Source organism: Arcobacter peruensis (assembly GCF_003711085.1).
Taxonomy (GTDB): domain Bacteria; phylum Campylobacterota; class Campylobacteria; order Campylobacterales; family Arcobacteraceae; genus Poseidonibacter; species Poseidonibacter parvus.
The window spans coordinates 1,135,327-1,158,104 of record NZ_CP032363.1; the positions used below are offsets into that span (position 1 = coordinate 1,135,327).

Below are 22,778 nucleotides of genomic sequence, written 5' to 3' on the forward strand. Positions count from 1 at the left end.
AATAGCACAAGCCTTTTTTAATATTTGATAGTATTTATAAGATTAAATTAAATTGGTAAAACTCTTAAGTTTTCATCAATTTTTTGTTGTAATACAGACTCGATTGCATATAAAGTTCCAGTAGACCCAGACGAACATCCTGAACATGAACCTAAGTATCTAATATATAAATCATAATGAGGAATATTTTCTTTAATATCAATAATTTCCATGTTTCCACCATCCATTACTAACATTGGTCTAATATCTTCATCTAATACTGAATCAATTGCTTTAATTCTTTGAACTAAAGTCATTTTATCAAATGTAAGCTCACCAGATTCACTTGCATCTGCTGCTTCTTTCATTTTAGATTCTGACATTTCAGCTCTTGTATCAGCTAAAATATCAACTAAGTAATAATCCATTTCTTCGTGGCCACCTGGCTTAATACATGATTTACAAAATGCACCAGCTTTTGTAAAGTCAGTAATTTGCTCAACTGTAGTTAAGTCATTGATTTTGATAACTTCTTGTAAAGTTGCTAATGAAACTCTTGCACATTCACATACAATAATTTCAGTTTCAAAAGATTCCATATCAACACCTTTATACTCAGATGCTGCTTTTTTAATAACATCATAAGCCATAACAGAACAGTGCATTTTTTGAGGTGGAACAGCTGGAGTATCTGGATTATCTCTTAATGCTTTTTCAACATCAATATTTGTAATCTTAACAGCTTGATCAACAGTTTTACCAACACATAATTCAGCCATAACATCAGAAGATGCAATTGCAGTACCACAACCAAAAGATTTGAATTTTGATTCAACAATCTCATCAGTTTCTTCATTTACTGCCCAGTATAATCTTACTGCATCACCACATGATTCTGCACCAAAATCAGCAACAATAAGTTTTGTTCCTAATTCTTTAGCTCTTTCTTCTGTGATTTCACCTTGATGTTGAGGGCTATTCATTCTATTTACAACTTGATTTGAGTATTCATCCCAAATTGATCCGCTAATTAAATCATTTTTTGCCATATCATTTTCCTTTATTTATTCTTTATTTTTTATAATTCTGATTTGTGAGATTGTGGTGCATAAGCATAAGAGCTTGAGATACCTCTTAATCTTTTAACAGCATTTACAATTACATCAATTGCATAATCAATTTGCTCTTCTGTATTAAATCTACTTAATGAAAATCTAACACCTGTGTGAGCTAATTCACTATCACTTCCAAAAGCATTCATAACTGGGTTTGCTTCTAAATCTTCACTAGCACATGCACTTCCTGTAGAAGCTCCAATACCTTTTTGATTTAAATCCCATAACATTGATTCACCTTCAACACCTCTAATTGAAATTAAAGTTGTATTTGGAGTTCTATTATCTTTTCCACCAATTACAATAGTTTCTGGTAATTCTAAAATTGCATTTTCTAATTTATCTCTTAATTTACTTACATGATTTTTTTCATAAGCAATTGCCATAGTAGATGTTGCTAAATGCATAGCCCATCCCATACCAACCATTGATGCAACATCAACAGTACCAGCTCTTTTTCCACCCATTTGCTCACCACCGTGAAGTAAAGGAGTTAATTCAGAACCTTTTTTAACATATAATCCACCAACACCTTTTGGTCCATGGAATTTATGAGCTGAAAACGAAAGGTAATCTAAATTACAGTCTTGAACATCTACTGGAACTTTTCCAATAGCTTGAGTTCCATCTGAATGGAAAGCAACTCCAGCTACTTTACAAATTTGACCAATTTCTTTAATTGGGAAAATTTTACCAGTTTCATTATTTGCCCACATAATTGTAACTAAAGCAGTATCTTCTCTAATAAATTCTTTTACTTTTGATGCTTCTAAAACACCTTCTTCATTTACAGGTAAGTAAGTAACTTCAACACCTTGTGTCTCTAAGAATTTACAGGCTGCTGTAATTGCTGGATGTTCTACTTCACTTGTAATCACGTGATTTTTGTCACCTTTTAATATCTTATCAATCCAGATACCTTTAATAACTGTATTATTACTTTCAGTTGCATTCCCAGTGATAATAATATCATCTTCATCTGCTGCATTAATACCTTCATATAAGAAGTCAAGTGCTTCAACCATTTTAGGGTGAGTTCCTGCTCCAAATTTGTGTAATGAGTTAGGATTTCCATAAATATCACAAAAAAATGGTTTCATTTCTTCGAATACTTTTGGATCAACTACAGTTGTTGCGTTGTTATCTAAATAAACATCCATCATATTTTATATTCCTATTTGTTTGATATTTTTAATTTTAAATTAATATATTTGTTAAATTGATTTTGTATTTTAGTGTAAATAGGATAAATTTTGTCTTAATTAGAATTCTTTCTAAAAAGCTTATATCAAATCGTAACACTAAGGCAAAAATAAAAGTAACTTATATTAAGATATTTTATAAATTTTGCACGTATTATAGTGCAATTGTAATAAAAAAATAGATAAGCTTTTATTTTTAAATTATCGAATATATAAAAAGGATAAAAATGCAAACAAATATTTTAGGAACAAATTTAGAACTATGTTGTTCAAGCCCAATTACTGGATTTTATAGAGACGGAATATGTAGAACTAGCCAAGAGGACACAGGAACACATACAATATGTGCAATATTAACAAATGATTTTTTACAATACTCAAAGTCAAAAGGAAATGATTTAACAACACCAATGCCCCAGTATGGATTTCCTGGTTTAAAAGAAGGAGATAAATGGTGTTTATGTGCTTTAAGATGGAAAGAGGCTTATGAGGCTAACTGTGCTCCAAATATTATTGCAGAAGCTACATCGATTGCTACAACAAAATTTATAGAAAAAGAAATACTCTTAAAGTATGCTATTTAGTTATTAAATACTAAAGTGATGTTAAGATTAATATGAGATAATAAATAAAAATTATTAAAGGAAAGTAAATGAAAAAAATTATATCAGTATTAATGATCGCATTAATCTCATTAGGTATATCAGCATTTGCAAAAGAAAAACTTACAGTTGGAATGGAACTAGCTTACCCTCCATTTGAAATGAGTGATAAAGAAGGAAACCCTCAAGGTGTTTCTGTAGATTTTGCAAAAGCTCTTGGAAAATATTTAGGAAGAGAAGTTGTAATTGAAAATACAGCTTGGAGTGGATTAATTCCATCTTTAAAAACTGGAAAAATTGATTTAATTATTTCATCAATGACAATAACAGAAGAGAGAAAAAGATCAATTAACTTTTCAATTCCTTATGCACAAACATCTTTAGCAATTTTAGCAAATAAAAAATCAGGTGTTTCAAATATTGATGAATTAAATGTAAAAGGCAAAAAAGTTGCTGTTAAAAAAGGTTCAACTGGACATATTTACGCAACTAAAAATTTACCTAATGCAGATATTTTAGTTTTTGATAAAGAGAATGCTTGTGTTTTAGAAGTAGTTCAAGGTAAAGTTGATGGTTTTTTATATGACCAATTAACAATATTTAAAAACTATGCACAACATAAAGATACAACTGTTGCACTTTTAAAACCTTTCCAAAAAGATCCTGAACATTGGGGAGTTGCAATTAATAAAAAGAATGTTGAATTAAAGAAACAAGTTGATGAATTTATCAAAAAAGCTAAAGCTGATGGTACGTTTGCAACTTTTGCAAAAACTCATTTAACTGAAGCAAAAGCTACTTTTGATGAGTTAAAAATTCCATTTTTCTTCTAGGAAAAAGCTATCTTTAGAATTAAAAATTTATTTATAAACGAAACAACTTTTAAAAAAGATTTCTCCCTTTCAAAGGGAGTTTATCTTTTTAACTTAATCTTTCTAGCTATTATTGTAATAACACCTGTTTATATTATGTTCTCAAATATCTCTTATGATTTTAATTGGGCTCATGTGTATGAATACAAACAAAAATTCATCAATGGTTTTTTTATGACCATTACAATTTCATTTTTTGCACTTATTTTAAGTTTTATAATCGGACTATTTTTTGCATATGCACAAAATTCAAAACTAATAATTCTACGATTTTTTGCAAGATTTTATATTGAAATAATAAGAGGTACTCCCTTACTTGTACAAATACTTATTTTCTTTTATGTTTTTGCTAATAACTTAGGTTTTGATAATAGATATATTGTAGGAACATTTATACTTGCAATATTTTCAGGAGCTTATGTATCTGAAATAATTAGAGCAGCATTAGGTTCTGTTGAAAAAGACCAGTTTGAAACAAGTGTTAGTTTAGGAATGAGTAACTATCAAACATATAGATATGTAATTTTTCCTCAAGCTTTTAAAAGAATGCTTCCTGCCTTAACTGGTCAATTCGCTTCTATTATCAAAGATTCTTCTCTTTTATCAATAATAGCAATTAGCGAGTTTACAATGAATGCTCAAGAAGTTGATGCAATTACCTACTCTACTTTAGAAAGTTATATTCCACTTGCAATTGGATACTTAGCTTTGACTTATCCTGTGTCATATTATACCAATAGATTAGAGAAAAATATTAAATAGGACTTTTTTTGTCCTCTTTAAGTTTTTTTTAATTGTTTTACTGTTATATTTCAATTAGGACAATAATTGTCTTATTTAAAAAATACCAATAATTATGGAGTCAATTATGAGTGATAATAAACACATTCATGACGTTATTAATAGTGAATACAAATTAGGATTTGAAACTTTAGTTCAAAGTGATACTTTTCCTAAAGGATTAAATGAAAACGTAATAAAAGCAATATCTGCTAAAAAAGAAGAACCTTCTTGGCTATTAGATTTTAGACTTAAAGCCTATGCTAAATGGTTAAAAATGGAAGAACCTTCTTGGGCAAACTTAAAATATCCAAAAATTGATTATCAAGATATTGCATACTTTTCAGCGCCTAAAAAAGCTTTAGATTCTTTAGATGAAGTTGATCCTGAGATATTAAAAACTTATGAAAAACTAGGAATCCCTTTAGAAGAACAAAAACAACTAGCAGGTGTTAAAACTGTTGCTGTAGATGCTGTATTTGATTCAGTTTCAGTAAAAACAACATATCAAGCTGAGTTAGAAGAACTTGGTATTATATTTTGTTCTGTAAGTGAAGCTGCAAATAAATACCCAGATTTACTAAAAAAATATTTAGCATCAGTTGTACCAGTAACTGACAATTATTTTGCCTGTTTAAACTCTGCTGTATTTACAGATGGTTCATTTGTTTATGTTCCACCAAATACAGTTTGTCCAATGGAGTTATCTACTTACTTTAGAATAAATGCTCTAGATACTGGACAGTTTGAGAGAACAATTATTATCTGTGATGAGAACTCTTATGTTTCTTATAATGAAGGTTGTTCAGCTCCAACAAGAGATGAAAGACAACTTCACGCAGCAGTTGTTGAACTTGTAGCACTTGATAAAGCACATATAAAATATTCTACAATTCAAAACTGGTATCCAGGTGATAAAGACGGAAAAGGTGGAATTTTAAATTTTGTTACAAAAAGAGGAGCCTGTAATGGCGAGAGTTCAAAAATATCTTGGACTCAAGTTGAAACTGGTTCTTCTTTAACATGGAAATATCCATCATGTATTTTAAAAGGTGATAATAGTGTTGGTGAGTTTTACTCAGTAGCAATTTCATCAAAATCACAACAAGCAGATACGGGAACTAAAATGGTTCATTTAGGTAAAAATACTAAATCAACTATTATTTCAAAAGGTATTTCTGCAATGAGTGGAGTTAATGCATATAGAGGTCTAGTACGAGTTGGTAAAAATGCTGATGGTGCTAGAAATATTTCTGAGTGTGATTCACTTTTAATTGGAAATAAATCAAATGCACATACATATCCATATCATGAAGTAAAAAATATGAATGCAATTATAGAACATGAAGCTACTACTTCTAAAATTTCTGATGAGCAATTATTTTACATTTCTCAAAGAGGTATTCATGAAGAAAATGCAATATCAATGATTGTAAATGGTTTTTGTAAAGAAGTTTTAAAAGAGCTACCAATGGAGTTTGCTGCAGAAGCAAAAGAGTTATTAAATATATCATTAGAAGGAAGCGTTGGATAAGTCCAACTTAAAGGAAAAAAAATGTTAGAAGTAAAAGATTTAAAAGTTAATATAAATGATAAAGAGATTTTAAAAGGTTTAAATTTAAATATTAAAGAAGGTGAAGTTCATGCTCTTATGGGAGTTAATGGAGCTGGAAAATCTACATTAGTAAAAACTTTAAGTGCGCACTATGACTGTGTTGTAACTGGAGGAAGTATTACTTATAAGAAAAAAGACTTACTAGAAATGGAAGTAGCAGATCGTGCTAATGAAGGAATTTTTATGAGTTTCCAAAATCCAGTTGAAGTTCCAGGAGTAAATAATAGTTATTTTCTAAAAACTGCAATTAATGAAAAAAGAGCCTATGCAGGAGAAGAAGAAATTGATGCAATGGATTTTTTAAAGTTAATTAAAGAACAAACAGCAAAATATGATTTAGATAAAAAACTATTGCAAAGAGATTTAAATGAAGGTTTCTCAGGTGGTGAGAAAAAAAGAAATGAACTAATTCAATTACTTCTTTTAAATCCAGATTTAATCATGTTAGATGAAATTGATTCAGGTTTAGATGTAGATGCAATTAAGACAGTTGCAAATGTAATTAACTCAATGCTAGATGGAAAAAAATCTGTATTAATGATTACACATTATGATAGATTATTAGAATTAATTAAACCAGATTATGTACATATTTTAAATGATGGAAAAATTGTAAAAACAGGTGATTATAGTTTAGCTTTAGAACTTGATGAAAAAGGTTATGAAGGAATAGGAATTAAAGATGAGACTAATTGAATTAGAAGGATTAGAACTTCCTAAAAAAAGAAGCGAAGAATTTATAAAAGTAAATTTTGAAGATCTTTTTTCATATGATTTTAAAAATACTAAAACTTATGAACTTGATATTATGGGTTTAAAAGTTGTAAAAGATGAAAAAAATTATGGAAATGGTTTATTTAATATTTCTAAAAAAATAGATTCAAATCAAGTAGTTTTAACAATAAATTCAAATATTCCTGAGCCTATTTGTTTAATTCACAAGATTAAAGATGATGAAACATTTTTTGTAAATTCATTAAAAATTGAAGTAAAAGAAAATGTAAAAGCATCTGTAATTGAGGTATTTACAAATACATCAACAAATAGTGCTTATAGTGTGAATAGAAATTTTGATATTGAAGAAAATGCAAACTTTGAATATGCAAAAATTCAAGATATAAATGAGAAGAACTATTTTGTTTTTAATGCAGATATTAATCAAAAAAAAGATTCAAAATGCAAAATAACAAATTTTGAATATGGTACGGGTGTTGTTATAAACAATTATATAAATACATTAGATGAAAAAAATTGTGATTATGAATTAAATGGGCTTGTAAAATCTTTTGATGAATCAAACACAGCAAATGTAATTAGAACTACACATAATAATGAGAATTCAATAAGTAATATAAACTATAAACATTCATTAAAAGACAGTTCAAGAGCAGTTTTTAAAGCAATATCAATTGTAAATGATAAGGCTTTATATACAAAAGCATTTCAAAATTCTAATACTATTTTACTTTCTAATGATGCTGCAATTTATGCGCAACCACATTTAGAAATACTAATAGATGAACTAGAAGCAAGTCATGGAGCAACAACTGGAACTTTAGATAAAGAACAACTATTGTATTTACAATCACGTGGAATTTCTAAAGAATTATCTTATGAGATTCTATTAAAAGCTTTTGAGAAAAAAATTTATGATAATATTGAGGATACTTTAATTAAAGAATTTATTGATTCTTATAAAAGGCAAAGTTATGTTTAAAAAAGATTTTAAATACTTTGAGAACTCAGATATTGTATATTTAGATAATGCAGCAACTACTCAAAAACCAGTAGATGTTGTAAGTTCTCAAATTGAGTATTATGAAAGTTACTGTTCTAATACACATAGAAGTAATTTTGGTGATGCTAATAAGGCTACACAAAATTTTGAAAATGCAAGAAAAACTTTAAAAGAGTTTATTAATGCATCTAAAAATGAAGAGATTATTTTTACAAAAGGTGTGACTGAATCTATAAATTTTATAGCTTCAGCTTATGCAAAAGATTTTAAAACTGTTATTATTTCTTCACTAGAGCATCATTCAAATATTGTGCCATGGCACATGCAAAATAGAAGCTTAGGAAATGGCTTAGAAGTTGTAAAATGTGATAATAATTTAGATTTTGATATGCATCATTTTGAAGAACTTTTAAAACAAAATCCTAAAGCATTTGTGAGTATTACACATATTTCAAACGCTTTTGGAAAAATTCATAACATACAAGAAATTACACAATTAGCTCACAAGTATAATGCTGTAGTAATGATTGATGGAGCTCAAAGTTTAGCTCATACAAGAGTTGATATGCAAGAGCTTGATGTTGATTTTTTTGCAATTTCAGCACACAAAACATTTGGACCAACTGGAGTTGGAGCAATTTATATTAAAGAAGAGTATTTAAAAGATGTAAATGCTTATCAAACAGGAGGAGCTACTATAAATGAAGTTGATTTTAATTCATCTACACTTTTAGACTCGCCTTATAAATTTGAAGCAGGAACACAAAATATAGCAGGAATAATTGGTTTTGCAAAAGCTTTAGAGTATATAAATCGTGTAGGTTATGAAAATATTGAACTAATAGAAAAAGATGTTTTTAATTATCTAAATGAAGAGTTATCAAAGCTTCCTAATATTCAATTTTATAATGATTTAGAAAACTGTGTTGGAAGTAGAAGTTTTAACTTCAAGGGTTTAATTCATGATGATGTTGGAATTTTAGTTGATAAAATGAAAATAGCACTTAGAGTTGGTCATCATTGTGCACAACCTATTATGAAACAACTAGGAATAAAAGGTACAATAAGAGTATCAATAAGCTTTTATAATGATTATAGTGATGTAGATAAATTAATCATTGCGTTAAAAAAAGCTTTAAAAATGTTAGAGGACTAAAAATGAGTATTGAACAAAAAGTTGCAGATATTAAAGATGATTTAGATTTTTTTGAGGATGAATTACAAAAATATGAATATATTATTGACTTAGGAAAAAAACTAGAACCATTAAATGAAAAATATCAAATACCTTTAAATTTAGTACATGGTTGTACTTCACAAGTTTGGTTAATTTGTGAGCAAAAAGATGGAAAACTTTTCTTTAGTGGAACATCTGATGCGATTATTGTAAAAGGTTTAGTATATATGATTTTACAAATATTCTCTGGTTCAAGTGTTGAAGAATTAAAAGAGATTGATATGGATATTGTTCATGAATTAGGTCTTAGTGAAGTAGTAACTCCTAATAGACAAAGTGGAGTTATTGGAATGATTAAAAAAATTAAAGAGTATGCACAAAAAGCATAGAAGGATTTATAATGGCAGAAGATTATAATTTTGATGAAATAAAAGAAAAAATAATTGAAAATTTAAAAAAAGTATTTGATCCAGAAATTCCTGTAAATGTCTATGATTTAGGATTAATTTATGAAATTAATCTAAGTATTAAAGATGATATTTTAGATTGTGTAATTATGATGACACTAACAAGTCCAGCATGTCCAGTTGCAGGAACTATAATGGAGCAAGTAAGATTAGTAACACTAGCAGTTCCTGAAGTTGAAGCTGCAAAAGTTCATATTACATTTTCTCCAAGATGGACAAATGAAATGGTAAGTGAAGAAGGAAAAGAAATTATGGCAGTATCAGGTGCTGTTATATAAATATGAAAAAAACTGTAATATATTTACTTATTATAATTGTTGTTACTTTAATTTATTTATTTACAGCAGACAAAAAAGCTAATAGAGGATTTAGTACAGTTTTATATTCAGGTAATGTAAAAACTGATGAAAAACAAATTCCTTCAAAATTGAAGTGGTTTGATTCTTTTAAAGGAATAAGTAATTCAGAGAAATAACATTATTTATTTCCTTAAACTAATAATTAATACAAATTATGAGATAATCCCAAAATGGAAGACATTGTTCAAATAAAAAAACCCAAAAATAGTAAATTAAAATACACACTAATCTTTTTAACTATCCCAATAGTATGTATAATTTTTTTCTTTTTAACAAAGAAAGAAGAAAAAAAAGAACTCAAAGGGGGACTTGCTTCTGCTTTATATAAAGGTGATATTGGTAAAAATGGAAAATATATTCCCTCAAAATTAGAATGGCAGGATTCATTTAAAAAAATCGATAATATGAAGGAATAAGTAAGTTCCTTCTAAATGATGATTTATTTCTTCTCGTCATTTAGATTATGAGATTCATAATGTTTATCAAACCACTCAGGTACTTCAAAATCTAGTAACATAATAATTTCAGAAAATGCCTCAATCTCTTTTTGACTTAATTTTTGTTTTGGCATTAAATCATAAAGTTTTATTGCTGGATGCATAATTGCTTTTTCATAACTTGGCTGTATTAAAAAATCTCTTATTTTAGAAACCGATAAGTCAAGGTCTTTCCCATAAAATTTTTTATATCTTTGATTTATAGCTACTATTGGTGGAGCCATATCATTTTGAACATAAGTATCATGACAAATTGAGCACTTTTTTTCAAAATTATATAAGTCTTCTTCATCAAAATGAGCATGAAGTGAAAGTAAAAAAGTAAGAGTTAATATTAAATATTTCATAATCTTAGTATAACTTTTCTTTTTTAGTTTTTCTTGAGAATAAAGTAATAACAATTCCTAAAGATATAATAATAGTTGATAAAAATAAGTCTAAAGTAAATAATTCACCTAATAAAACTACACTAAAGAATATTGAAATTACAGGAACAAAAAGCTGTATAACACCTGCTGTTAATATCTGCATTTTAGGTAAGACTTCATACCAAATCACATACCCAATAGCTGATGTAATACTTCCAGAAATAAAAGCTAGAAAAATTCCATTTGTAGTAAAAAACATATCTTCATTTAAAAACAAAAAATATGTAAGAGTGATAAATAAAGTAGCCTTTATAAAGTTATCCATAGTGTTGCTAAGAGCATCAATAGACTTTTTACCCATAATTGTATAAACAGCCCAAGAAGTTCCAGCAAGTGCCATTAAAAATGCATGAAAATATGATATCTCAAAATCATGTTTTGGATAAAGTAGAAAAATAAGTCCACCTAAGGCTACAGCAATTCCTAGTATTTTTTGTAAATTTACCTTTTCTTTTAAAAAAATTGCACTAAGAGCCATTATAATTTGGACAACTCCAAATAATAATAAAGTACCAAGTCCTGCATCTATACTTAAAAATGAAAAGGAAAAACAAATAGCATATAAAAAAAGCATAAAAGAAGTAATCCAATTACTTTTTAAAGAAATACTAAATCTTTTATTTTTATAAAGATAAATTGCAATAAGTGTAATACTTGCAGAAAAAAGTCTAAGAAAAGTAAATGTATAAGCATCAATATAGTTGTTTACTAAAGCTGCTTTACAAAGAATTGAATTAAGGGCTAGAAAAATTAGAGCTAAAACAATAAATGTAAGTAGTTTTAATGTTTCTTTATTTATATTAATCATTTTGTAATATATCATAAAAAAAGAGATTTTAACTCAAGTTAAAACCACTTTTTTAATTAAGATTTATTTTTCAAATATTCTATCAAGTGTAGCAATTGCTAAATATTTATCAAAATAAGCTCGAGAGAAATTTTGTTTTGCTTGTGTTAATAAATAGTTTGCATCTGTTAAATCTGTACTTGTAGCAATTCCTTCATCAAATCTATTTTTAACTATTTCATAGTTTTCGTTTGATTGCTCTAAGGATAAGTTTGCTGTTTTTAAATTATCAATAGCAACATCTAAATTTGATACTGCATTTTCATATTGAAGTTTTATATCTAAATTAGTTTTTGCTAATTGAGATTTTGCTTTTAAATATCTAGTTCTATATATATTTTGATTTGTTTGATCATATCCACCATTATACAAATTCCATGAAGCACTAAGACCTAAAATATTTTGGTCTTCATATATTTTTGCTGCATCTTCATAATATTTATTATGTGATGCACTTGCATCAACTTTTGGATAATATGTACTTTTAATAGATTTTTTCTGTTGTTTTAAAGCTTCTATACTCATTTTTAAAGCTTGAATTTCACTTCTATTTTTTAATTCTTTTACATCATATTTCATTGCTTTTAAATTATTGTCTTCTAAAGGTTCTATTTCTTCATTGCTTAAATCTTTTCCACCTAAAATATTACTAAGTGAATATTTTGCAACTTTTAATGCTCCCTTTGCTTTTACAACATTTTGTTTTGCACTTGACATATTTACTTGAACTTGAAGTAAGTCATTTTTAGCAATTAAACCTTCATCAAATCTATTTTTTGAATCTTCATACTGCTCTTGAAATAAGTTATATGCACTTTTAAAAGTTTCAAGTGCATTTTGTTTATCAAGATAATTTATATAAGCAGTTTTTGTATTTAAAACAATATCTTGTTTCAATGCTTCAAGTGAGTACTTAGAACTTTTTGATAAATACTTTGCACTTGATTTATTTGCAATATCTTTAAAACCGTTAAATAAGTTATATGTAGCACTTGCAGTTAATATTCCATCTTCTTCTACATAAGAGTTTGCTTCATCTCTATTATATGTAAATCCTAAATTCACTTTTGGTAAAAAACTAGATTTTGATAAATCTATATTATCAAGTGATTCTAAGTAATCAAAGTTCTTACTTTTTATATCATGGTTGTTTTTTAATGAAATATCAATAGCTTCATTTAAACTCAAAGCATTTAAATTAACAGCAAATAAACTTGCTGTTAATACACTAATAAATAATTTTGTTTTTTTATTTCTCATCATTTCTCCTATGCTTTACTAACATCAACTGGTTCTTTTATTTTACCACTAAGTCTATGCTCTAATTTTATAAAGAACATTAAAAGTGCAGGTGTTACAAAAATAGTAAATATAGTTGAAAGTGCAAGTCCACCTGTAATTACAGAACCTAAACCTCTATAGAATTCACTTCCAGGTCCTGGAAGTAATACAAGAGGCAACATACCAAATATTGAAGTCAATGAAGACATATAAATAGGTCTAATTCTTGACCTTGTTGCTTCAATAACTGCTTTTTTATGATCATATCCTTCATTTTTAATAAGGTTTTGACTTTGATGTACAATTAAAATAGCATTATTAACAACAATACCAACTAGAATAATAAATCCTAACATTGTTAGAATATCAAGTGGCTGTGGTGCTATAAATGTATTTGTTAAAGCAAGCCCAATAAACCCTCCAGCAGTAGCAAGTGGAACTGTAAACATAATAACAATAGGATATAAGAAATTACCAAATAACGCTGACATTAGTAAGTAAATAATCACAAGTGCTAATATAAAGTTTAACTCTAACATACCAATTGTTTGTGTTAATTTATCTGCTGTTCCTGATATTCCTATTTCAACATTATTAGAAATTTTTCCAGAATCTTTCATTCCTTTTATAGTAGCATCTAAAGCAACCATTGTTTCTTGAATTGTCATATTAGCAGGTGGTGTCACTTGCAGAGTAATTGTTCTTTTTCCTGCAAGGTGTCTAATCTCTGAAATACCAGTTACACTTTGTGATGTTGCTAATGATGAAATTGGTAATAATGAAGCGTTAGGAAGTGCAATTTGCGCAGACATAATATCTTCTGGTGTTTGAATTTGTTCTTCATTTGCTTTTAAAACTAAATCAATTTTCTTTTTTCCATCTTGTTCAAAATCTGATATTTTTCTACCACTCATTAAAACATCAACAGTAACTCCTAAATCAAATGAACTCATGCCTAAAGCTTTAAGTGCATCTTGATTTGGTTTAATTCTAACTTCTGGATAAAGTAATTCAATAGATGGAACTGGTCTAACTTGTGCACCTTTTACAGCACCTTGAGAAGCCATAAATAACTGCATACCAACACCTGCAATATCTTCTATTTTTTCACCACTTATATCAATATTTACAGTTTTACCCTCACCAATACCATTTTCAAATACACCTGATTGTAAAGAAACACCAAAAATTGAAGGCATCGAGTTTACAATTGGTCTAAAGAATGGAATTAATTCTTTGGCTCTACTTTCATGCATAGATGTTCCACCAAAAAGGTTAAAATCTCCAAATGAAACGAAAAAGGCTCTATTTAAGCCAGGTGTTCCATCTACATCTTTATTAACATTTGGTTCAATTTTTTTCATTAAATATGTACCCATATCATATCTTTCTTGATATGAAAGTCCTGGAGGAGTAATCAAAATATTAAAAATTAAGTTCTTATTTCCTTGTGGTAAATAGTCTAATTTTGGGAACAATGCATAAATTGTTGAAATAGATAATATTCCTAAAACTAAAATTGTAACAACTTTTGTAAGAACTGATTTTAATGACCAGTGAACAAAACTCATCATAAAATTAACAATTTTATTTCCAAATCTTGTTAAGGCAGTTTCAGTTTTAACTTCTTTACCTGATAAAGATGCAAATTTTTTCCATAACATTGGAATAACCGCAATCGAAACAAATAAAGAAAATGATACAGAAGATACAACTGCAATTGCAATATCTTTAAATAATTGCCCTGCTTCATCTTCTAAGAAAATAATTGGTAAGAATACTGCCATAGTTGTAGATGCAGATGCAATTAATGCACCCCAAACTTCACTGGCACCTTTATACGCAGCATCAGGAATACTCATACCTTCTTTTCTATGTCTATCAATATTTTCTAAAACAACAATAGCACTATCAACTAGCATACCAACTGCAAAAGAAATCCCTGCAAGTGAAATAGTATTTAAACTTCTATCCATTGCTGAAAGAATAATAAATGTACCAATTACAGATATTGGAATTGCAATAGAAACAACAGCAGTTGGTGAAATTGCTCTTAAAAATAGTATTAGCATAAAAATGGCTAATACACCACCAATGACAATGTTTTGTTGTACTAAATCAACGGAACCTACAATATAACCTCTTTGGTCATAAATCCAAATGATATTTAAATCTTCTTTTTTAAGAATTGTTGCATTTAATTCATTTACAACTTTTTCAACTTCATTTGTAAGTGCTACTGCATTTGCATTTGCTGTTGGTTGTACTCCTAGGAACATTCCATCTTTACCTAAGAACATTGCAACAGAAGAAGCTGTTGCGTATCCAAAGTTAACATCAGCAACATCACTTAAAGATACCCTTTGCTCTCTATTTGATACAAGAATAATGTCTTTGATATCTTCTATATTTGCAAACTTATGAACTGTTCTAATTCTATAAGAACGTCTTCCCATATTTTGAACACCTGCTGATACATCAACATTTTCACTTTGTAAAACATTCATTACATTTGCAATTGTTAAATTATATGAAGCTAGTTTTGACAAATCAAGATTAATTTGCATTTGCTGTTTTCTACCACCAGCTGTCATAGTTCCAGCAACACCAGAAACTCTTTCAATAGCAGGAATAACTTCATCATCAAAGAATGTTTTGTATTCATCAATATGTCGGCTATTGTTTTCTTTAGTTTGCATCATCATCCAAATAATTGGACTTGCATTTGCAGTTTCAATTATTGGTTCTTCAACATTTACAGGATATGAACTTACTTCATTTAATTTATTCGAAACATCTTGAAGTGCTGCTCTAATATCAGTTCCTAGTGAAAAAGTTAATGTAATTTCACCCATATTATCTTTTGAAGATGATTCATACTCTATTAAATTATTTAAACTTTTTAAGGCATCTTCTTGGTCTTCTATAATTTCACGCTCAACTTCATAAGGCGTTGCACCTGGCCATACAGTTGTAATTTTAATTTCTGGTTTTGTAACACTTGGTGTTAATTGATATGGTAACTTATCTAAAGAAATAAGCCCAAATAAAACCACAATTAAAACTGAAACGATAATAGTTACAGGATTTTTAATTGAAAACTTAATTAAATCCATTACTTCCTACTTTTCTTTCATTTCATTTAAAACTTTTACGTCCATATTAGGAAAAACTCTCTCGTTTCCTTTTACAACAATATTCATTCCTTCAAGTAAACCTTTACCTTCTATTGCTGCATTTATACCCATAAAACCAACAATTTTAACAGGAAGCATAATAGCTTTATTATCAACAACAGCAAAAACTACATCCATATCAAATCTTTTAATAACTGCATCTCTATTTATTACTAAAGCACTAGTTTTTGCATTTTTTGCAAATTGTACTTTTGCTTGTGCACCATCATAAATAAACATATTTCCTACATTTGCTTTAAATCTTACAGGAAAAGTTCTAGTTAATTTATCACCACTTGGAATTGCAGCATATAGTTTTGCTTTTACAATATTACCTGCAATATTAATATCATAAATATCACCTTGCTTTAAACCATTAACAAAAGATAATGGCAAATTAAATACAACTTCAATCTCTTCTGTATTTACAATTGTTGCAACTTGTGAACCTGTATTTAACCATTCATTTAAATTTACATTTTTTTCAACTATTACACCTGAAAATGGTGCTTTAATAAGTTTTTTTGATTTTTGAATTTTTAATTCATTTAATTGAGCTTTTGCAGTAATTAAACTTGAATTTGCAACATCGTAAGCTAACTTTGAATCATCATAAGCTTTTTGAGCAATTGATTTTTTTGCAAATAGAGACTTATATCTTATATAGTTTTTCTTAGCATTTACTAATTGAACTTTATACATTTCAACAGATGAAGAAGAAGCTTTAATTTGTGCATTTAAAATATCAGAATCAATTGATACTAAAACATCACCTTTTTTAACTTTTTTACCAACTTCAAAATTTATTTTTTTTGCAATACCTGAACTTTGACTTGCAATCTTTGATTTTTTATCAAAACCAACTGAACCTACAAATTCTTGTAGTGGGTTAACTTCTGATTTTTTGATAATATCAGTATTAACAAGTGCAGGTCCTTTTGCATTTAAACTTGTAAAACTAGCTATAAATAAAGCTAGTATAAAACCTATTTTCTTATACATTATTAATTTCCTTGTATTACTATTTTTTTTACTATTTTTTGAACTAAGGGTCCAACTATAAATATTATTGGGAAGGCAAAGCAAAATGCCTTTACAAAAGCTTCTAACCAAATTAATATAAAACCATCTACAAATTCAAGATTTATATATGTGATTATAAAACTCATCATAAAACTCATAAACAGTGACATAAAAAATGAAAATACTACTCTTTCATATTTTTTAGGAATCATTTTTTTACCTCAATTAATTTAAAGAGATTATTAATAAATACTTCACATTTTTTTTGTACATCATATTCATCATTTGTCATTTTAATTAAAGCTAATCCTTTTTCAAAAACCAATAAACCTTCACTAAAATTCATTGATTCTGGAATTAACTCTTTATTTTTTATTCCTTCCTGAATGATTAATTCAATTTGTGCTTTAAAAAAAACATCACAACTTTTATTAAAACCTTTCATATTTTCATTATCTTCAGATAATACAATTGATAAGTATTCTTTATATCCATTAAAATGTTTCATATTTTCAATACTATCATCTAAAACAAATTTAAAAAAATGAAATATTTTTTCTTTTGTAGTCTTTACATCTTTTATACTTTTTAAAAATTCTGCATGATATTCTTCAATATGTAAATTGATTATTTCAAAAATAATATCTTCTTTACTTTCAAAATATTCATATATAGTTCCCTTACCTACACCTGCTGTTTTAGCACATTGGGCAACAGTAAGTTTTTTAATTCCGACTTCGTGAATTAAATCACTACATGAAATTGCTATATCTTTTCTTTTTTGTTCTTTATCAACAATTTTAGGCAAATAACTTCCTTTAATTATAAATATCTTTTTTGACTGACCGTCGGTCATTTAAAAGTATAGTGCTTTTTTTCTTAATAGTATTTTAAACTGACCACTGGTCATTAACAGTTATTTACTTTTTTTAGTTATAATTAGAAAAGTGATTATTTAATAATCAAAGAAAGGATTTAAAATGAAAAAAGTTATATTAAGTTCAATTCTTGCTTTAGGTTTGAGTATAAATTTAAGTGCATACGAGATAAACGGTGATTTAGGTGTAAAATGGACAGGCTTTAAAACAGCAAAAAAAATTCCTGTTTCTGGTACTTTTAAAGATATAAAAATTAGTATCAAAGAAAATGATGATTTGTCAAAATTCCTAACTAGTTCAAATGTTGAAATCAAAACAGCATCTTTTGATTCAAAAAATGAAGGAAGAGATGCAAGTATTACAAGTACATTATTTTCACTTGCAACGTCTAAAGTAATTAAAGGTAAGATTAAAAGTGTTGATGAAGCTAATAAAACATTAGTTTTAAATGTAAATATGAATGAAGTATCAAAAGAAGTTCCTATGTCATTTGATATTAAAGATGGAAATATTATAGCAAGTGGAACAATTGAAATTTTAGATTTTGCTATGAAAGCTCCATATTTAGCTTTTGCTAAAAAATGTGCAGCATTACATGAAAATAAATCATATTCAGATGTAGATATAAAATTTACAATTCCCTTTAAATAAAAGATAAAGCGAAAGCTTTATCTTTTATAAAACTCACTCATATAAGTTCTATAAAGTAGTGGCACTTGATTTTTTTGGCATCTATCATTTTTTTTACTTTCAATTGATACAGATTTAAAAAACTGACTCCAAAGTTTTTTGAACTTTTCTTCATCTTCTGAAAGTTTTGGTTCTTCATAACTTGCAATATTTTGAATTCCTAAAAAATCATCGTTTTTTATAAATGCTATTTTTCTATTTATATCATGAATTATATATTTTTGATTATTTAATCTTTTAAAAAAGTGCTTTCCTAAAAAATATGCAACATTAAATTTTGTTTGCATTTTTGCATATAAAGTTCCATCGTCAAGCTCTTCAAATCTTAAAAACCCTTCCATTTTATGTATATGTCTAAATAGCTCCTTTTCAATATTTAAAATATTAAAAAGTGAAGAATTATTAATATTTGCAAGCTCTTTTTGGTTTTTAAAACCTATAATTATATAGTTTAATAAATCAAGTTCAAAATCTTTTGAATCACACATAAAAATATTTAAGATCCTTTGAAAATTATCTTTTGAAAACTTTTTCTTTAAGGCATCTAAAACTTTTTGTGAGTGTTCTTCATTGTTTTCAATAACTATAAAATCATCTAAAAAAAGCTCATTTGGCATTTCTTTTAATATTCTAATTGGTTTTAACTTTTCATAATAAACTTTAAAAACTAGAGTTAAAAAGCCTTCAAAACTTTTATCATAAACTAATATCATAACTCACCAGTAATATTACTATAAGCTAAGTCAAACAAGTTAGGAGTTATTATCTTTTTCTTTTTGGGTTCAATTATTGCTGTTTTTATTACATCTTTATAAAAAGGTACTTCTTTTTGATATTTTCCTTTGCAAGTTATAAAATACTTGGCTCTTTTTAAAGATATTTTTAACTTTTTTAAATCCTCGAAATCAAGACTTTTAAATCTTCTAGCATTTATTATTTTTTGTACACCTCTTGCTCCAATACCTGGAATTCTTAAAAGCTCTTCTTTTGAGACTGCATTTATTTCCATTGGAAAATAAGACATATTATTTAATGCCCAAAAAGTTTTAGGGTCTAGTTCTTCATCTAAATTTGGATTATCATCATTTACAATTTCATCGTAAGAAAAATCATAAAACCTAAGTAACCAATCGGCTTGATAAAGTCTATGTTCTCTTACAAGTGGTGGTTTTGTAATTGTTGAAGGAAGATTTTTATTATTATCATTTACAGGAATATAAGCGCTGTAATATACTCTTTTGAGTAAGGCTTTATTATATAAAGCTGAGCTTAGTTTTAGTATATCTTTATCACTTTCAGGTGTTGCTCCTACAATCAATTGTGTACTCATACCTATTGGTTTTTTACCCTTTTGCATACTTACATCTCTTGCAAATTTCAAAGGTTGTAATACACTTTTTTTAGTTTTATTTGGAGCTAATAGTTTTAAGGATTTATCACTAGGAAGCTCTATATTTGAGCTTACTCTATTTGCTAGATTTACTATTTGTTCTGTTAATTCATTTGAAGAACCTGGAATTAATTTAACGTGAATATAACCATTAAATTTATACTCATGTCGAAGTATTTTTAAAGTTCGAAGAATCATAACCATCGTATGGTCTTCACTACTTATAATCCCTGAGCTTAAAAAAAGCCCTTCAATATAATTTCTTTTATAAAAATTAATTGTAATATCAGCTAATTCTCTAGGGCTAAAAGCAGCTCTTGGTATATCACTATTTGAACTTCTATTTACACAATAAGAGCAATCATAAATACAATAATTTGTAAGTAAAACTTTTAGTAAAGAAACACATCTTCCATCGGCTGTAAAAGTGTGACAAATACCGCTGTTATGTGTCGCACCTAGTTCCCCTGTTTTGTAATTATTATCACTACCACTAGAAGAGCATGAAACATCATATTTTGCACTATTTGCTAATATGTCCATTTTTTCATATATATCTTTTTTCATTTTGTAATTTTATATTAAAAAATCAAACTCTTTTAATTATATTACAAAATGAAATGAAATTAATATTAATACTTATTTTATGAAGAACAAGAAAGCTTTACATTTGCAAATTCCATAGGAGTTGGTTTTGAATAATTTTCAAACTTTTCATGTTCATCAAATGGATTTTGGGCAATATTTAACATTTCATTTACAAGTGAGTAATCACCTTCATGAGCTAATTCTATTGCTTCTTGAAGCATATAGTTTTTGATCGTGTATTTTGGATTTACTTTTCTCATAATTTCAATTCTTTTAGTAAAACTACTATCCTGCTTTTGACAAACTTTTTCATATGATTTAAACCAATCTTCTAAAGGCTGTCTAAATACACATAAATTTGTAATCGAACTAATTTCATCAAAAGATTTGACTTTTGCAAGTTCATAAAAAAACACATTATAATCCATTTTTGAACTTTCTAATGCACCTAATAATTCAAGTATTAGATCTAAATTATTATCGCCACTTTTTACTGCATCTAGCCCTATTCTTCTATTCATTTGCTCTAAATAAACGTTTTCATGTTGAGGAATAAAAGTATTTAGATATTCTAAAAGTTTTTCTTCATCACAAATTTCTTTTAATGCATTTGCTAATACGCTTAAGTTCCATCTTGCAACATATGGCTGGTTATTGTAAGAATATCGTCCTTCAGCATCTGTGTGATTACAAATACAATTTTTATCAAAATAATCCATAAAAGCAAAGGGTCCATAATCAATAGTAAGACCTGCCATAGAAAAGTTATCTGTATTCATAACTCCATGCATAAAACCATAGCTTTGCCAGTAAGCTATCATTAAAGCTGTTTTATCAACAAGTGAATAAAACATCTTTTCATATTTATTTTTCTCATCTTTTAAGTGAGTATATGATTCTTCAATAACTAAATCTGCAAGCTTTCTAAGATTTTCTTTTGCATTTTTTGTATTTGCAAAAAACTCAAATGTACCTATTCTAATCCAAGAAGGAGACATTCTTAAAACTATTGAACATGATTCTTTTTCCCATTCTCTGTGTGCAAAGGTTTGTGAGTCTATTATTGCTAAAGCTCTAGTTGTTGGAATATTTAAAGCATGCATTGCTTCACTCATTATATATTCTCTAATAGATGATCTTAAAACAGCACGTCCATCACCTCTTCTTGAATATTTAGTAAGTCCTGAACCTTTTGTTTGTAGTTGCCACTTATTTATAGCTCCTAAATTTATAGCTCTTCCATCACCTAATTGTGGTACAAAATATCCAAATTGATGACCTGCATAAACCATTGAAAAGGGTTGCGAATTTTTTAAAACTTTAATTCCATTCATAAAATCTAAAAAATCTTTTGTTTCACACTCTTTATAATCTAAATCTATCAAATCACATGCTTGCTTATTGTAGGAAATAAGCTTTGGATTTTTTAAAGGTGTTGCATCTAATTTTTGGTATAAATTATCATCCATATGGAAATATTCCATATTTACTTTTAAATCATTTAATTTCATTTTTTCTCTTTATTTTAATAATATATTTAATTTTAAAATAAGATATCAAAAACACATATAAAATAAGATAAAATTTGTCTTATTTTAAATTTCTTCTAACTTTTTTTATTTCTAAACAAAAACTACACATTCAAAAACTATAATAGAAAAATTTAAAAAGGATACATAAAATGAAAAAGTTAATAGCTATTTTGTTTTTAGGTTTTAATTCACTTTTTGCATTTGAGCATTTAACTCTTGCAAATATAGAAAGTAAACTTGAAAACAAAAATGTAATTATTGATTTTTATGCAACTTGGTGACCATCTTGTAAGGTTTTAGGTAAAAACTTGACAAAATATAATACAAGAAAACAAGACAACGTAGAAATTTATAAATTAAATATAGAAGATCAAAAACTTCTTACAGCACAATTTGAAATTAAAGGTATTCCAACTTTAGTTTACATGGAAAATGGAAAAGTAGTTGCTAAAAAACTTGGTGTTAAAAGTGTTGAGCAATTAGAAAATTATGAGAAAGTCTATTTTAGTAAGTAATCATACTTACTAAAATATTATCTATTA

General features: G+C 27.3%; 25 protein-coding genes and 1 pseudogene. 14 read left to right on the plus strand and 12 right to left on the minus strand.

Features of this window, described 5'->3' with window-relative positions:
- Window positions 1-47: 47 nt before the first annotated feature.
- A complete protein-coding gene (locus D3Z07_RS05870) occupies window positions 48-1,028 on the minus strand; it encodes an iron-sulfur cluster assembly scaffold protein (protein ID WP_122893321.1) in 981 nt (326 codons plus the stop codon).
- A gap of 29 nt (window positions 1,029-1,057) precedes the next feature.
- The gene (locus tag D3Z07_RS05875; protein WP_122894200.1) at window positions 1,058-2,254 is read right to left on the minus strand and encodes a NifS family cysteine desulfurase; all 1,197 of its coding nucleotides are present in this window, start codon (window positions 2,252-2,254) and stop codon (window positions 1,058-1,060) included.
- A 269-nt stretch (window positions 2,255-2,523) separates the two neighbouring features.
- On the opposite strand from D3Z07_RS05875, the gene D3Z07_RS05880 reads away from it, so the two are divergent.
- The 11 genes from D3Z07_RS05880 (at window position 2,524) to D3Z07_RS05930 (ending at window position 10,322) form a co-directional block, all read left to right on the plus strand.
- Window positions 2,524-2,880, plus strand: coding sequence for a DUF2237 family protein (locus D3Z07_RS05880; RefSeq protein WP_122893322.1), 357 nt, complete (start codon window positions 2,524-2,526; stop codon window positions 2,878-2,880).
- 68 nt (window positions 2,881-2,948) lie between these two features.
- Window positions 2,949-3,731, plus strand: a complete 783-nt coding sequence (locus tag D3Z07_RS05885; RefSeq protein ID WP_076084717.1) for a transporter substrate-binding domain-containing protein — start codon at window positions 2,949-2,951, stop codon at window positions 3,729-3,731.
- A gap of 135 nt (window positions 3,732-3,866) precedes the next feature.
- Complete coding sequence (locus D3Z07_RS05890) at window positions 3,867-4,532, plus strand: amino acid ABC transporter permease (RefSeq protein WP_228144692.1); 666 nt, start codon at window positions 3,867-3,869, stop codon at window positions 4,530-4,532.
- 106 nt (window positions 4,533-4,638) lie between these two features.
- Window positions 4,639-6,084, plus strand: a complete 1,446-nt coding sequence (gene sufB / locus D3Z07_RS05895) for a Fe-S cluster assembly protein SufB (RefSeq protein ID WP_076084711.1) — start codon at window positions 4,639-4,641, stop codon at window positions 6,082-6,084.
- A 21-nt stretch (window positions 6,085-6,105) separates the two neighbouring features.
- A complete protein-coding gene (sufC, locus tag D3Z07_RS05900) occupies window positions 6,106-6,861 on the plus strand; it encodes a Fe-S cluster assembly ATPase SufC (protein ID WP_076084708.1) in 756 nt (251 codons plus the stop codon).
- Window positions 6,848-7,882: a SufB/SufD family protein gene (locus D3Z07_RS05905; protein WP_122893323.1), complete on the plus strand. Its 1,035-nt coding sequence runs from the start codon at window positions 6,848-6,850 to the stop codon at window positions 7,880-7,882. Before sufC ends, D3Z07_RS05905 begins: the two co-directional genes overlap by 14 nt.
- The gene (locus tag D3Z07_RS05910) at window positions 7,875-9,059 is read left to right on the plus strand and encodes an aminotransferase class V-fold PLP-dependent enzyme (protein ID WP_076084702.1); all 1,185 of its coding nucleotides are present in this window, start codon (window positions 7,875-7,877) and stop codon (window positions 9,057-9,059) included. The genes D3Z07_RS05905 and D3Z07_RS05910 overlap by 8 nt, the downstream gene beginning before the upstream one ends.
- Window positions 9,060-9,061: 2 nt before the next feature.
- Window positions 9,062-9,469, plus strand: a complete 408-nt coding sequence (locus D3Z07_RS05915) for a SufE family protein (protein WP_076084699.1) — start codon at window positions 9,062-9,064, stop codon at window positions 9,467-9,469.
- Between the two features lie 11 nt (window positions 9,470-9,480).
- A complete protein-coding gene (locus D3Z07_RS05920) occupies window positions 9,481-9,825 on the plus strand; it encodes a metal-sulfur cluster assembly factor (RefSeq protein ID WP_076084696.1) in 345 nt (114 codons plus the stop codon).
- 2 nt (window positions 9,826-9,827) lie between these two features.
- Window positions 9,828-10,022, plus strand: coding sequence for a hypothetical protein (locus D3Z07_RS05925; RefSeq protein WP_076084694.1), 195 nt, complete (start codon window positions 9,828-9,830; stop codon window positions 10,020-10,022).
- 54 nt (window positions 10,023-10,076) lie between these two features.
- Window positions 10,077-10,322 (plus strand): hypothetical protein, encoded by a 246-nt coding sequence (locus D3Z07_RS05930; protein ID WP_122893324.1) that lies wholly within the window; start codon window positions 10,077-10,079, stop codon window positions 10,320-10,322.
- Window positions 10,323-10,345: 23 nt separating this feature from the next.
- On the opposite strand, the gene D3Z07_RS05935 is transcribed toward D3Z07_RS05930, so the two are convergent.
- From D3Z07_RS05935 to D3Z07_RS05965, 7 genes are all read right to left on the minus strand, one after another.
- On the minus strand, window positions 10,346-10,750 hold the full coding sequence (locus D3Z07_RS05935; RefSeq protein WP_156981718.1) for a hypothetical protein: 405 nt from the start codon (window positions 10,748-10,750) through the stop codon (window positions 10,346-10,348).
- A 4-nt stretch (window positions 10,751-10,754) separates the two neighbouring features.
- On the minus strand, window positions 10,755-11,639 hold the full coding sequence (locus D3Z07_RS05940) for a DMT family transporter (RefSeq protein WP_076084688.1): 885 nt from the start codon (window positions 11,637-11,639) through the stop codon (window positions 10,755-10,757).
- Between the two features lie 63 nt (window positions 11,640-11,702).
- Window positions 11,703-12,938, minus strand: coding sequence for a TolC family protein (locus D3Z07_RS05945; protein WP_164707207.1), 1,236 nt, complete (start codon window positions 12,936-12,938; stop codon window positions 11,703-11,705).
- Window positions 12,939-12,946: 8 nt separating this feature from the next.
- Complete coding sequence (locus D3Z07_RS05950; RefSeq protein WP_122893326.1) at window positions 12,947-16,075, minus strand: efflux RND transporter permease subunit; 3,129 nt, start codon at window positions 16,073-16,075, stop codon at window positions 12,947-12,949.
- Between the two features lie 6 nt (window positions 16,076-16,081).
- Window positions 16,082-17,137, minus strand: coding sequence for an efflux RND transporter periplasmic adaptor subunit (locus tag D3Z07_RS05955; protein WP_076084682.1), 1,056 nt, complete (start codon window positions 17,135-17,137; stop codon window positions 16,082-16,084).
- Between the two features lie 2 nt (window positions 17,138-17,139).
- Entirely contained in the window at window positions 17,140-17,370 is a 231-nt protein-coding gene (locus tag D3Z07_RS05960; protein ID WP_076084680.1) for a DUF2798 domain-containing protein, read from the minus strand.
- A complete protein-coding gene (locus D3Z07_RS05965; RefSeq protein ID WP_164707208.1) occupies window positions 17,367-17,966 on the minus strand; it encodes a TetR/AcrR family transcriptional regulator in 600 nt (199 codons plus the stop codon). The genes D3Z07_RS05960 and D3Z07_RS05965 overlap by 4 nt, the downstream gene beginning before the upstream one ends.
- A gap of 172 nt (window positions 17,967-18,138) precedes the next feature.
- On the opposite strand from D3Z07_RS05965, the gene D3Z07_RS05970 reads away from it, so the two are divergent.
- The gene (locus tag D3Z07_RS05970; RefSeq protein WP_076084676.1) at window positions 18,139-18,687 is read left to right on the plus strand and encodes a YceI family protein; all 549 of its coding nucleotides are present in this window, start codon (window positions 18,139-18,141) and stop codon (window positions 18,685-18,687) included.
- 17 nt (window positions 18,688-18,704) lie between these two features.
- On the opposite strand, the gene D3Z07_RS05975 is transcribed toward D3Z07_RS05970, so the two are convergent.
- The 3 genes from D3Z07_RS05975 to D3Z07_RS05985 all read right to left on the minus strand — a co-directional run bounded on the left by D3Z07_RS05975 (window position 18,705) and on the right by D3Z07_RS05985 (window position 22,215).
- Window positions 18,705-19,439: a TIGR03915 family putative DNA repair protein gene (locus D3Z07_RS05975; RefSeq protein ID WP_076084673.1), complete on the minus strand. Its 735-nt coding sequence runs from the start codon at window positions 19,437-19,439 to the stop codon at window positions 18,705-18,707.
- Window positions 19,436-20,683, minus strand: a complete 1,248-nt coding sequence (locus D3Z07_RS05980; RefSeq protein ID WP_122893327.1) for a putative DNA modification/repair radical SAM protein — start codon at window positions 20,681-20,683, stop codon at window positions 19,436-19,438. The genes D3Z07_RS05975 and D3Z07_RS05980 overlap by 4 nt, the downstream gene beginning before the upstream one ends.
- A gap of 77 nt (window positions 20,684-20,760) precedes the next feature.
- The gene (locus D3Z07_RS05985) at window positions 20,761-22,215 is read right to left on the minus strand and encodes a protein adenylyltransferase SelO (RefSeq protein ID WP_122893328.1); all 1,455 of its coding nucleotides are present in this window, start codon (window positions 22,213-22,215) and stop codon (window positions 20,761-20,763) included.
- Between the two features lie 170 nt (window positions 22,216-22,385).
- Here D3Z07_RS05985 and D3Z07_RS14325 point away from each other — a divergent pair, with 170 nt between their 5' ends.
- Together D3Z07_RS14325 and D3Z07_RS05990 are read left to right on the plus strand one after the other, a co-directional pair.
- A complete protein-coding gene (locus D3Z07_RS14325) occupies window positions 22,386-22,517 on the plus strand; it encodes a YbbN family protein (protein WP_265936469.1) in 132 nt (43 codons plus the stop codon).
- 15 nt (window positions 22,518-22,532) lie between these two features.
- A pseudogene (locus D3Z07_RS05990) lies at window positions 22,533-22,751 on the plus strand (thioredoxin family protein); the annotation flags it as partial.
- Window positions 22,752-22,778 lie beyond the last annotated feature (27 nt).